This window comes from Gordonia desulfuricans NBRC 100010 (assembly GCF_001485495.1).
Lineage (GTDB): Bacteria > Actinomycetota > Actinomycetes > Mycobacteriales > Mycobacteriaceae > Gordonia > Gordonia desulfuricans.
Map to the genome: position 1 here is coordinate 100,916 of NZ_BCNF01000022.1, position 12,108 is coordinate 113,023.

Sequence of the window (12,108 nt, forward strand, 5' to 3'; positions counted from 1 at the left end):
CTAGTTTTTTCGAAGCGTCATCTGATTCCCTAGTTGAACCACCGGATGGAGAGCACCATGACAGAGCTGGCCGAGAACCTGCCCGCAACCACGCCGCTCGACGGAAACGGCCGGTCGACGCTGTTCACCGCCGCCCGCACCGCGAACAGCTTCGCGCCCACGCCGGTCGGCGACGACGAACTCCGCGAGATCTGGGAACTCGCGAAGTGGGCCCCGACGGCCGCCAACACCCAGCCGCTGCGCGTGCTGTTCGTCCGGACCGAGGAAGGCCGCGACCGCCTGGTCCGGCACATGGCCGACGGGAACAAGGAGAAGACCGCGTCGGCGCCCGCGGTGGCCGTACTCGCCGTCGACACGCGCTTCCACGAGCACATCCCGGCCCTGCTCCCGTTCCGGCCGGAACTCGCCGATGTCTTCGCGACGAACGACGAGATGCGCAGCAGCACAGGATCTTTCAACAGCGCACTGCAGGCGGGCTACTTCATCCTCGCGGTTCGGGCGCTGGGCCTGGCCGCGGGTCCGATGGCCGGCTTCGACTCCGACGGCGTCGATGCCGAGTTCTTCGCCGACGGCCGGTGGAAGTCGATCCTCGTGGTCAACATCGGTCACCCGGGCGAGAACCCCTGGTTCGACCGCCTGCCCCGCCTCGACCCGGCCGACAGCACACGCTGGGCCTGACCGCCGGGCGCGGAGGCTACGTGCGGGCGATCGCCGCGATGACGTCGTCGATGTCGGAGCGCTGCTGCTCGAACGGGGCCTCCCACAACTGACGGGGGAGCTCCTCGAGGCGTTTGACGGCCGTCTCGAGCTCTTCGAGGCGCTCGTCCTTCTCCCCGCCGGCGAGATCCTGTACCGCGATCAGCGAGTCGTCGAGGGTGAACACCGCGTCGTCGAGACGGTCACGCTCGGCGAGGGTGGCCGGGTCGTGCGGGATGGCCGGGTTCTGGTGCACGTCGGCGATCGCATACCGAACCCGGCGGTGCAGCAAGGCCTCCGGCGAGGTGGCGGTGGTCCACGACTTGGGGGCCCGGCTCGCCTTGCCCGGGATGAGGTCGGTGGAGTGAGCGAAGGCGCGGATGCGCTTGTCGGAGTCCCAGGCGAACCACACGGCCCCGGCCAGGATGCTCACTGCGACGACGACGATCACGACGACCACGATGATCCCGATGGTTGACATACCCCGACCCTATCCCTCGACCGGGCTCGTCGATGCCGACACCGCGCCGATCCCCCGGGCCGTCACTCCTGTTCCCGCACGGCCCGGACCGCGGCCGCGTTGACCCGGGTGAGCACCGAGTGCAGTTCCTCGAGGTCGGGCAGACCCACCCCGAGTGCCTCGACCACCTGGTGCGGGATCGGCAGCGCCCGGGTGCGCAGGGCACGCCCCTCGTCGGTGAGCTCGACGTCGACATTGCGCTCGTCGTCGTCGCGGCGCCGCCGCACGATCAGTCCGTTGGCCTCGAGCCGTTTGAGCAACGGCGAGAGCGTCGCGGAGTCGAGTTGCAGCACCGTGCCGATGTCCTTGACCGCGCGTGGGGACTCCTCCCACAGCGCCAGCATCACCAGATACTGCGGATGGGTCAGACCCAGTGGTTCGAGCACTCGGCGGTAGATCCGCAGCACCGACCGGTTCGCCACGGCCAGCGCGAAACACACCTGGCGTTCCAGCAGCAGCGGATTGTCGGCGGTGGCCACCTCGGATTCGGTCATCGGCGTATCGCTCCTTCCCGCGTTCCCCATGGTAGGCGCCGCGGGTCCCGATTCCCCGCGACTCCCCTGCGATGTGCTCCCCCGGGCGACCGGGGTGGACGCTCAGGCCGACGGGGTGATCCCGGTGCGACGCTGCTCGATGATCAGGCACCGGTCCTCGACGTAGAGCAGGCCGGCCGATTCGGCGATCTCCCGCGCCTCGGGCGAACTGATCCCGAGCTGCAGCCACAGCGCGGTGGCACCGGCGGCGACGGCCTGGCGGGCGATCTCGGGGGTGTCGGCGGAGGGCCGGAACACGTCCACCAGCCCGACCTGTTCGGGGATGTCGGCGAGGGTGCGGTAGACCTTCTCGCCGACGATCTCGTCGGCGGTCGGGTTGACCGGGATGATCCGCCAGCCCAGATGCTGCATGTGGGCGGGAACCTCGTTGGCCGCCTTGGCGGGATTGGCACTCGCCCCCACCACGGTGATCGTGTCGTAGGTGCGCAGGATCTCTTCGACAACCGCGTCGGTGCTCATGACGGCCAGTCTAGGTCGCGGTGTCCGCACCCTTGAGGAGCGTCGTCCGCCGCCTGGGTTCGGCCGCGTCGTCGGTGGTGGTGGAACTGCTCGGGTCGTCGATGGTGGTCAGCCAGGCGACGGTCACCGCACCCACGATCGCGCCGACGAAGCCGACGTAGGCCATCCACTGCAGGCCGTCGACGGCCTTGTCGCCGAGGAACAACACCCCGATGATCGACGGTCCGCCGGTCTCGCCGACGACGAGCACCGCGGTCACGGCGTTCACCGGGCCCAGTTGCAGGGCCACGGTCTGCACGTAGAACGCGACCGCGCCGCCGATCGCGATCGTCCACGCGGCCGGGTCGGTGATCAGCGTGAGCAGATCGAAGGGGTGGATGCCCTCGAGGACGCGGGCGGCCACCGCGAGGGCGCCGTACATGACGCCCGACAGCGCGCCGCCGAACAGGGCGCCCCGTTCCTTGAGCAGGGTCAGGACCACCAGGCCCACCACCGCGAGGGCCGTGGTGATGCCGAACAGCCACCAGTGGAAGGTGAACGACGCCTTGGTGGTCGCCTCGTGGCCGGCGGAGGCCCCCAGCATGCACAGGGCGCCGACGACGAGGAAGATCGCCGCCCAGTCGCGTCCGCGCAGGGTGGTACCCAGCAGCACGGTGCCCAGGAGCGCGGTGATCACGAGGTTGGCCGAGACGATGGTCTGCGAGAGGAACAGCGGCAGCATGCGGGCCGCGACACCACCGCCGAAGAAGCCGATCATCACCAGCAGGGTGCCCATCAGGAATGCCGGGTCGGTGAACGCCGCCAGCGTCGACTTGGCCGACGCCGCCTCCCCCTGGGCGCGGGCGGCCCGCTGGGCCCCGAGCGCACGCAGGACCGTCGACAGCCCGTAGGCCACCGCCGCCAGGGATGCGGCAATGACACCGATCGCGAACATCTGGCCTCCTGAGCCCGAATTGTCGGGTTGTGCCCCGATTGTCTGTCATGACCGTAGTACGACTGCACGAGCGGTTCCGAACGAGGAGAATACGTCGGGGGACCTCGTGAGGAGACGAGATGGAATTACGGCACCCGACACATCGCGCATACTCGCGGGGTTTCTACCCCGACGACGGCCGTGACTTCGAGGTGCGGCTCCTGCTGGGCTACGCCGGCTCCGGCGGCTCCGACGCCGGCGAGGTGCTGGCCACCATCGACGGCCTCGACGACGGTCACCCCGACGCATGGGCGCACGCGTGGCTCGCACTGGGCCGGCGGGTGGCGTCGTCGGCGCGCGCCGCCCAGGCCGCAGGGCACACGATCAGCGCCGCGTCGGCGTATCTGCGTGCGGCGAACTATCTGTCGACCGCCTTCGACGGCCTCGACGGCGTCGGCACCGACAGTGCCCGGCTGGCGGTGTTCGCCGAGCACCGCGCCGCGTGGGACGGGTTCCTCGAGTGCGGGCCGTTCACCGCCCGCAGGATCGCGATCCCCTACGAGGACACGACGCTGCCCGGATGGTTCGTCCGGCCCGACCGGGCCACCGAGGGTTCCGCCACCGGGGGTTCGGCCGGCCGGCCGACGCTGGTGATGGTGAACGGCAGCGACGGATCGGTGTCGGGGGTGTGGTGCGCCGGGGCGCGCGCCGCGCTCGACCGCGGGTACAACGTCCTGCTGTTCGACGGCCCGGGCCAGCAGTCGATGCTGTTCGAGCACGGGACCGGATTCCGGCCCGACTGGGAGGCGGTGCTGACCCCGGTCACCGACACGCTGCTCGGGTTGCCCGGCGTGGATCCGGACCGGCTCGCGGTCTACGGCATCAGCCAGGCCGGGTACTGGGTGCCGCGGGCGCTGGCCGTCGAGCACCGGTACGCCGCGGCCGTCGCCGACCCCGGAGTGGTCGACGTCTCGGCGTCGTGGCTCGCGCATCTGCCGAAGCCGCTGGCCGCGATGCTCCACGACCCGACCGCCGCGGCGAAGTTCGACCGCGACATGAAGCTCGGCATGACCGGACAGAAGGCGTTGCAGCGGATGTGGGTGTGGCGGGCCCGGCCCTACGGGTGGGACGGCCGCTACTTCGATGTGCTGCAGAAGGTCCGGGAGTACACCCTCACCGACGAGATGGCCGCGCAGATCACCACGCCGATGCTGATCACCTCCCCCGAGGGCGAGCAGTTCTGGCCCGGACAGTCCGAGCGGCTGGCCGCGATGATGACCAGCGCCCGCACCGTCGTCGTCGAGTTCACCGCCGCCGACGGCGCGAGTGGGCACTGTCAGCCGATGGCGCGGGCGCTGACCGCCGAGCGCATGTTCGACTGGCTCGACGCCACCCTCACCTCGCGATGATTCGCTCCTTGTTGTCTCAGAACGACTTTCGTGCGGTCTGTGGATCTCCGTAGGTGATCGCCCGCTCCCGGCGGGTGTCGGTCATCAACGACGTCGCCCAGACCAGCACGGTGCCGGCCCGGTTGCGGACGCCGGCGAGGAAGGCGATGTGGATGGCACCCCACGCCAGCCAGCCCATCCGCCCCGACAGCCGGACCCGGCCGGCCTCGAGCAGGGCGTGGCGGCGGGCGATGTAGGCGGCGCTGCCCAGGTCGCGGTACCGGAATCCCGGCCGGTCGGCGCCACCGGCCACCAGGCCCGCGATCACCGCACCGGCATGCCGTCCGCCCTGCATCGCCACCTCGGCGACACCGGGTAGCCCCCGGTGCGAACTCATGTCGCCGACGACGAAGATCTCCGGGTGCCCGTCCACCGACAGGTCGTCGCCCACCGGGATGGTGCCGCCACGTGCCTGGTCGACGCCGAGTGCCGTGGCGAGCGCACCGGCGAACGGCACCGCCTCGACGCCGGTGGTCCACAAGGTGGTGCGTGCAGGGTAGGTGGTGACCGTGCCGGTCGCCTTGTCGGTGGTCTGGACCGCCTCCGCGGTGACATCCGTGACGTGTACGCCGAGGTGGGTTTCCACGCCGATCGCGTCGAGGGTCTCGCGGGCCCGTGCCGACAATGTCTCGCTGAACGACGGCAGCACCCGGTCGGCCCCGTGGAACAGCAGCACCCGCGCCTCGGCGGGGTCGATGGAGCGGAACTCGCGTTCGAGGGCGAGGGTGGCCAGTTCCCGGATCTGCCCGGCCAGTTCGACGCCGGTCGGACCACCGCCGGCCACCGCGAAGGTCAGCCACGGTTTGCGGGCCTCCGGGTCCGACAGGGTCTCGGCCACCTCGAACGCGGCGAAGATCTTGCGGCGGATCGCGAGTGCGTCGTCGAGGGTCTTCATCCCGATCGCGTGGTCCATCAGGTGCTCGTTGCCGTGATAGGAGGTCCGCATCCCGGCCGCGACGACGAGGTAGTCGTAGCCGACCTCGGCCACCGACGAATCCATCCGGGTGACGGTCACCGTCCTGGCGACCGGGTCGATGCCGGTCGCCTCGGCGCAGTAGACCTCGGCATTGCGCTGCCGGCGGAGCAGATGCCGGATCGGGGTGCTGATCGATCCCTCCGAGAGCGCCCCGGTCGCGCACTGGTAGAGCAGCGGCTGGAAGAGGTGACTGGTACCGCGGTCGATCACCGTCACCGAGACATCGGCGTCGCGCAGACGCCGTGCCGCGTTGATCCCGCCGAAGCCGGCACCGATGATGACCACGTGGGGACGGCCGACACGGCCGGGATCGGTTGAGCGCACGGCACCGATTGTGTCATCACAACCCGCCGATCGGGTGCCCGAACGCGTTCACGCCGGTGCGCCGGTCGCGCTACCCCACCACCGTCGCCAGACGCGGCAACTCCCGCAGCGGGTTCCCGCGTTCGATCTCCATCCGCTGTGCGGCGGTGAACACGTCGCCCAGTCCGGGTGCGGGATCACCGCCACCGTCGAGGTAGACGGTCTGGCTGAACGGCCAGTCCGAGCCGAAGACGATGTGTGATCGCGGCGCCACGGCGAGCACGCTGCGCATCGCGGCCGCCGAGGCGCTCAGTGCGGTGTCGAAGTAGAAGGTGCCGATCAGCCGTGCCACGTCGATCGCCGACGGGCGGGGCACCCCGGCGGGCCACCGAGTGCCGATCGGGGTCTGTGCGGCCATCCCGATCCGCCACGACAGGAACGGCAACGTGCCGCCGGCATGGGCGAGCTGGAACCGGATCCCGGGGTGACGGCGCAGGGTGCCCGCGGCCAGCATCAAGGTGGCCGCCCGGGTGGTGTCGAAGGTGAACTCCTCGAGGAAATCCGGCAGCGGCAGTTCGGGTTTGGCATCGGCCGGGACCATCGCCGGGTGGACGAACACGAATGCCCGACGCCGTCCGAGCTCGGCCATCAGCGGCTCGAAGCGCGGATCACCCAGGTACACACCGTCATATGCACTCAGCAGCGCCACACCGTCGAGATGCAGGGTGTCCAGCGCGTATTCCAACTCCGCGATCGACGCCGCCACGTCGGGCATCGGGAGCACGGCGAACGCCCCAAATCGTTGCCGATGTGATCGAAAGAGCTTGGCGGCGTAGGTGTTGCAGTATCTGGCCAGATCCACGGCGTCGGCGCCCCGGAGAAAGGACACGCCCGGATCCGACACCGACAGCACCTGCGCGGCGATACCCCACCTGTCCATGAAGTCGACGGCCGACTCCGGCGACCACTGCGGCAGCGGGTGGCCGCCGATGGTGAGATGTCCGTGCTCGATCAGCGCCGCACGGTAGTCCGGCGGCAGGAAGTGGGCGTGCAGGTCCACGCGATAGTGCCCTGCCGGTGCCGCCTGCACGCCCGCCGCCGTCCCCGACGCCAGGGCCGCGGCGCCCGCGCCGACGAGCAGCGAGCGCCGCGTGACCGGCCCGGTCACCGATCACCTGCGTGTTCGGCCAGACGTGCGGCGGCATCCAGGATCATCCGCCCGTGGAGTGCGAACAGGGCGTTCAGATCCACCGAGTCGCCGCCGAGCTCCTTGGCGATGAACAGTCCGTCGGCGCCGGCCATCGCATAGGTGACCAGCTGCTCCACCGCCGCGGCGTCGAGATCGGGTGCGAGCTCGGCGGCCGCCTCCCGCAACCGGACCAAGGCCTGCGCCCGGACCTCGACGAACATCTGGCGGGCACGCGGCTCCACCGGCCGCCGCTCCAGGGCGAGCATCAGACCCAAGCGGAGGAAGTCCGGCGACTCAGCCAGCGCCTTGGCCACGTTCAGGGCGAGGTCGGCAACGCGCTCGGGCACCGAACCCTCGTCACCGAGCGACCACGCCGACAGCCATCGCCCGAAGCTGCGCTCGATCACCGCCGCGATGAGGTCGTCCTTGTCGGCGAAATGCCAGTAGATCGAGCTGGCCGGCAGCCCACAGCGTTTGCTGACCACCGCGATGCTGGTGCCCTCGTATCCGCGTTCTGCGGCGATCTCGGTTGCGGCGTCGAGGATCTTGGTCCTCGACGCCTCGCCGTTGGCACGGGTGCGCCGTGGCGTGGAACCCATCCGATCCTCCTACGATCCGCCGGACTCTTTCTGTAGTGGTCGCTACGGTAACCCCTTGACGCCGATTCCGGCAAGCAATTACCGTAGCGATCACTACAGCAATGTTCGCGCCCGATGCTCACCGTCGGCGCATCCCGGTCGAGGGAGACCCATGCCCCACCATCCACACCGTGACCATCCGCGCCATGACCATTCACACCGCGACCATCCGCGTCATGACCATCCGCGCTATGACGTCGCCGTCATCGGCTACGGTCCCACCGGCGTCACCGCCGCCAACCTGCTCGGCCAGGCGGGTCTGAGAGTGGTCGTCCTGGAACGTGATCCGGACATCTACGGTCGGGCGCGCGCCATCTCCACCGACGAGGAGGTGCTGCGGATCTGGCAGCGTGTCGGACTCGACGAGCGGCTGCAGGCCGACATGCTGCCCGGCGGACTCGTCGCCTTCGTCGACGCCGACGGCCGGCCGTTCGTCGAGGTCGCCCCCACCTCCCGCGGAACCGGCCATCCCCCACAGCAGTTCATCTACCAGCCGGCCGTCGACACCACCCTGCGCGCCGGGGTGGAGCGGTTCCCCACCGTCACGGTGCTCACCCGGCACGAATGCCTCAAGGTGCTGCCCGGTCCCGACGACGTCGAGATCCTCGCCGCCGACCTCGACTCCGACACCTTCGTCCGGCTGCACGCCTCGTATGTGATCGCCGCCGACGGCGGCTCGTCGGCCACCCGCGGGCAGCTCGGCATCGGATACCAGGGCGAGACCTACACCGAACGGTGGGTGGTGATCGACACCGAGGCCACCTGCGACTGGGAAGGCAGTTCCCGCTTGCGATTCCACTGCGATCCGGCGCGGCCGACGGTGGACTGCCCGACACCGCTGGGCCACCATCGCTGGGAGTTCCCGGTCCGCGACGGGGAGGACGAGACCGAGCTCGTGCAGCACGAGGCCATCTGGCGGGTCCTGGCCGGCCAGGGCGTCACCCCCGACCACGTGAAGATCCTCCGGGCCGTCGTCTACAGCCATCACGTGCGGGTCGCGGATCGATGGCGGGTCGGCCGGGTGTTCCTCGCCGGTGATGCCGCACATGCCATGCCGCCGTGGATCGGACAAGGCATGGCCTCCGGGGTCCGCGATGTGGCCAACCTGTGCTGGAAACTCGCCGCGGTGATCGAGGGCAGCCTGCCCGCGTCGATCCTCGACAGCTATCAGATCGAACGTGAACCGCACCTGCGGGAGACCACCGCGCACGCGGTCTTCGTCGGCAAACTCATCACCGAACGGCGCCCGTGGGTGGCCGCGGCCCGCGATCATCTGGTCCGTCTGGCCTCCCGCTCTTCACGATTCGGCCGATGGATCATCGACGCCAAGTGGATTCCGCAGGCGCAGTACGCCCGCGGACTGCTCACCGGTGTCGCCCACCCCGCCCGCGGGTGGCAGCTGCCGCAGCCGCGGGTCACCGATGCCTCCGGAGAGATCGTCCGCTTCGACGACGTGCTCGACGGGCGCTGGCAGCTCCTGACCACCGATCCGTCGGTGTCACACCACCTCTGGCGATCGACCGGAATCGGCGTGATCACGATCCTGCCCGCGGGCTCGGCCGTACAACCCGATTCCGTCGTCGACCACACCGGGGCGCTCACCGCCTGGCTCCACCGGCACTCCGCGTCCGCCCTCGCGGTTCGTCCCGATGGATTCGTCTACGCCGCAGCAGAATCCGGACGATCACTGCCCGCACCGCCCATCGGCCTGCACCTGCCCGATCCGATCGAGAACTCCCCCGCAGCCCCTATCGAAGGACACCACTGATGTCGACCCCCGAGAGCACATCGAAGGCCGCGCTCACCGACAGCACCTCACCCACCGACGGCGTCTCCCAGATCGTCACCGTCAACGGCCAGACCGACATCTTCTACACCGATGTCGGATCCGGCACACCGGTCGTCCTGCTCCACGGCGGCGGGCCCGGGGCATCCGGGCTGTCGAACTATGTGCGCAACATCGACGTCCTGGCCCAACGGTTTCGGGTCATCGTCCCGGACATGCCCGGTTACGGGCGCAGCAGCAAGAACCTCGACACCACCGACCCGTTCGGGGCACTGGCCGACGCCGTCCGTGCCCTCCTCGACCATCTCGGTGTCGAGAAGGCGCATCTGGTGGGCAATTCCTACGGTGGTGCCGCCGCGCTGCGGCTCGCATTGGACACCCCGCACCGCGTCGACCGGCTCGTCCTGATGGGACCTGGCGGGATCGGCACCACCCGCGCCGTTCCGACCAAGGGCCTCAACGCATTGCTGGGCTACTACACCGGCACCGGACCCAGCCGCGACAAGCTCGAGGCGTTCATCCGCAACCACCTCGTCTACGACGCCGAGACCGTCCCCGCCGCCGTGATCGACGACCGCTACCGGGCGTCGATCGACCCGGAGACTATCGCCCATCCGCCGCTGCGCCGACCGTCGGGCAAGACAGCGCTGAAGACGTTGTGGCGCATGGACTTCACCCGCGACCCTCGCCTGTCGCAACTGCAGACCAGGACACTCGTGCTGTGGGGACGGGACGACAAGGTGAACCGGCCGGCGGGCGGCCGGCTGCTGGTCGACCGGATGCCCGACGCCGATCTGTTCGTCGTCGCCCGCACCGGCCACTGGGTGCAGTGGGAACGTGCCGAACTGTTCAACCGCGTCGTCGGCGACTTCCTCGACGGCACCTATGTCTGAGGAATCCCCCATGATCACGCCTCCACCAGATCCCGCCTCGGATGAATCGGTGTTCGGCAGCGTCCATCTCGGCTACGTCGTCATCGAATCCCAGCGTTTCGCCGACTGGCGTCGCTTCGGCAGGGATGCCATCGGCATGCACCTCGACGAGGTCTCCGCCGACGTCATCCGTTTCCGCCTCGACAGCCACGAGGCCCGATTCATCATCGTCGGCGGTCCGGCCGAGGACGTCGTCGCCCTCGGCTGGGAACTCGACGACCACGAATCCTTCGACCGGGTCGTGGCCCGCGTCGTCGACCGCGGTGTGCCCGTCGTCGACGGCTCCGACGAGGAGACCGCCGTGCGGGGTGTCGAGCGGCTCATCCGGTTTCCTGGACCCAACCGCCTCACCCAGGAGATCTTCACCCGTCCCCGGGTCACCGACCGGCCCCTGGCCATGGCCACCCGGGGTGGCTTCGTCACCGGGGCATCGGGGATGGGGCACGTCGCCATCACCACCCGACCCCAGCAGATGCGCGGCTACTACAACACGGTCTTCGACGCCCGCCTCACCGACTACATCGACGAGACCATCAGCGGAGCACGGCTCAAGATCCGCTTCCTCCGGGTCAACGAGCGCCATCACTCCATCGCCATCGCCAACGTCCGGGGGCTGCCGGTCAACCCGATCCGCACACGGGTGCAGCACCTCAACGTGGAGGTGGCCGCCCTCGACGACCTCACCACCGCCTACCAGCGCGTGACACAGCTCGGCTTCGGCATGGCGCTGTCGGTGGGGCAGCACACCAACGACAAGGAACTGTCGTTCTACGCGCAGAGCCCGTCCGGCTTCGAGTGGGAGGTCGGCTGGAAGCCGATCGTCGTCGACGAGTCCACCTGGGAACCGTCCACCCACCAGGGCATCAGCATCTGGGGCCACACCCCCGTCGGACAGACGATCATCGACAGACTCGACCGCTTCCGCATCGCCGCGGCGTCGTTACGCCACGACGAGGACGCGGTCCCGGCACTGGCCGGAACCGGCATCCCCGACAACTGAACGGGACCGGGACCTACTGGGTCAGGATCCCGGTGGTGGCCACCGCGGCGGCGGTGACCACGGCGACCGACGGCCAGGCGCCGATCTTCTTGGCCAGCGGGTGCGATGCGCCGAAGGCGCCGACGTAGGTGGCGAGCAGACCGGCGGTGACCGCGGGGCCACGCCGGCGCCACTGGTTGGCACTGTAGGCACCGGCCGCGGCGAGCACCACACCGCCGAGGGGGCGCTGTCCGGTGGCACGGGCGATGCCATAACCGCCGACCAGGCCGAGAGCGACTGCAGGAACCGAGGGATCGATACGCATGGGATCGAGCGTACGCGTCGCACGATCCGCCATGGATGGTAGAGCCGGGACCGAGCATCGCGAGGACCAGAGTCGAAACCCGGCGAGACGACAATGTCAGCGACCACCTCCGAGGTGGTCACCTACCGATGTCGGCCGTCTGAGGTTTCGACACGCCTCGTCAACGACCCGTTGATGATTGAGCCGGGACCGAGGCGAAACCCCGAGAGACAACAGACAACCACGCTCCACCATGGATGGTAGAGCCGGGACCGAGCCCGAAGGGCGAGGACCCGAGTCGAAACCCGGTGAGACGACGATGTCAGCGACCACCTCCGAGGTGGCCACCAACCGACGTCGGCTGACAGAGGTTTCGACACGCCTCGTCGCTACGCTCCTCATCGGCTCAAC

General features: G+C 69.5%; 13 protein-coding genes. 5 read left to right on the top strand and 8 right to left on the bottom strand.

What is annotated here, in order from left to right:
* The first annotated feature begins 57 nt into the window (after positions 1 to 57).
* On the top strand, positions 58 to 678 hold the full coding sequence (locus tag GD1_RS04040) for a malonic semialdehyde reductase (protein ID WP_053776360.1): 621 nt from the start codon (positions 58 to 60) through the stop codon (positions 676 to 678).
* 16 nt (positions 679 to 694) lie between these two features.
* Here GD1_RS04040 and GD1_RS04045 read toward each other — a convergent pair whose 3' ends face one another.
* From GD1_RS04045 to GD1_RS04060, 4 genes are all read right to left on the bottom strand, one after another.
* Positions 695 to 1,177, bottom strand: coding sequence for a hypothetical protein (locus tag GD1_RS04045; RefSeq protein ID WP_059035807.1), 483 nt, complete (start codon positions 1,175 to 1,177; stop codon positions 695 to 697).
* A gap of 62 nt (positions 1,178 to 1,239) precedes the next feature.
* Positions 1,240 to 1,710 (bottom strand): MarR family winged helix-turn-helix transcriptional regulator, encoded by a 471-nt coding sequence (locus GD1_RS04050; RefSeq protein ID WP_020792057.1) that lies wholly within the window; start codon positions 1,708 to 1,710, stop codon positions 1,240 to 1,242.
* 102 nt (positions 1,711 to 1,812) lie between these two features.
* Positions 1,813 to 2,229 carry a CoA-binding protein gene (locus GD1_RS04055; RefSeq protein WP_059035809.1) on the bottom strand — a complete coding sequence of 139 codons (417 nt, stop codon included), beginning with the start codon at positions 2,227 to 2,229 and terminating at the stop codon, positions 1,813 to 1,815.
* A 10-nt stretch (positions 2,230 to 2,239) separates the two neighbouring features.
* Entirely contained in the window at positions 2,240 to 3,163 is a 924-nt protein-coding gene (locus GD1_RS04060; protein WP_238403514.1) for a hypothetical protein, read from the bottom strand.
* 119 nt (positions 3,164 to 3,282) lie between these two features.
* Between GD1_RS04060 and GD1_RS04065 the strand changes: the two genes are divergently transcribed.
* On the top strand, positions 3,283 to 4,551 hold the full coding sequence (locus GD1_RS04065; RefSeq protein WP_059035811.1) for an alpha/beta hydrolase family protein: 1,269 nt from the start codon (positions 3,283 to 3,285) through the stop codon (positions 4,549 to 4,551).
* A gap of 16 nt (positions 4,552 to 4,567) precedes the next feature.
* Here GD1_RS04065 and GD1_RS04070 read toward each other — a convergent pair whose 3' ends face one another.
* The 3 genes from GD1_RS04070 to GD1_RS04080 all read right to left on the bottom strand — a co-directional run bounded on the left by GD1_RS04070 (position 4,568) and on the right by GD1_RS04080 (position 7,657).
* Entirely contained in the window at positions 4,568 to 5,890 is a 1,323-nt protein-coding gene (locus tag GD1_RS04070) for an NAD(P)/FAD-dependent oxidoreductase (RefSeq protein ID WP_059035812.1), read from the bottom strand.
* Between the two features lie 70 nt (positions 5,891 to 5,960).
* Positions 5,961 to 7,037 (bottom strand): amidohydrolase family protein, encoded by a 1,077-nt coding sequence (locus GD1_RS04075; RefSeq protein WP_059035814.1) that lies wholly within the window; start codon positions 7,035 to 7,037, stop codon positions 5,961 to 5,963.
* Positions 7,034 to 7,657: a TetR family transcriptional regulator gene (locus GD1_RS04080; protein WP_059035816.1), complete on the bottom strand. Its 624-nt coding sequence runs from the start codon at positions 7,655 to 7,657 to the stop codon at positions 7,034 to 7,036. Before GD1_RS04080 ends, GD1_RS04075 begins: the two co-directional genes overlap by 4 nt.
* A gap of 151 nt (positions 7,658 to 7,808) precedes the next feature.
* Here GD1_RS04080 and GD1_RS04085 point away from each other — a divergent pair, with 151 nt between their 5' ends.
* From GD1_RS04085 to GD1_RS04095, 3 genes are read left to right on the top strand one after another with little or no spacing between them, the layout of a single operon-like run.
* Positions 7,809 to 9,464: a bifunctional 3-(3-hydroxy-phenyl)propionate/3-hydroxycinnamic acid hydroxylase gene (locus GD1_RS04085; RefSeq protein WP_083533842.1), complete on the top strand. Its 1,656-nt coding sequence runs from the start codon at positions 7,809 to 7,811 to the stop codon at positions 9,462 to 9,464.
* Positions 9,464 to 10,375 (top strand): alpha/beta fold hydrolase, encoded by a 912-nt coding sequence (locus GD1_RS04090; protein ID WP_083533843.1) that lies wholly within the window; start codon positions 9,464 to 9,466, stop codon positions 10,373 to 10,375. Before GD1_RS04085 ends, GD1_RS04090 begins: the two co-directional genes overlap by 1 nt.
* 10 nt (positions 10,376 to 10,385) lie before the next feature.
* The gene (locus GD1_RS04095) at positions 10,386 to 11,414 is read left to right on the top strand and encodes a VOC family protein (RefSeq protein WP_059035818.1); all 1,029 of its coding nucleotides are present in this window, start codon (positions 10,386 to 10,388) and stop codon (positions 11,412 to 11,414) included.
* Between the two features lie 13 nt (positions 11,415 to 11,427).
* On the opposite strand, the gene GD1_RS04100 is transcribed toward GD1_RS04095, so the two are convergent.
* On the bottom strand, positions 11,428 to 11,718 hold the full coding sequence (locus tag GD1_RS04100; protein WP_059035820.1) for a hypothetical protein: 291 nt from the start codon (positions 11,716 to 11,718) through the stop codon (positions 11,428 to 11,430).
* Positions 11,719 to 12,108: the final 390 nt, after the last annotated feature.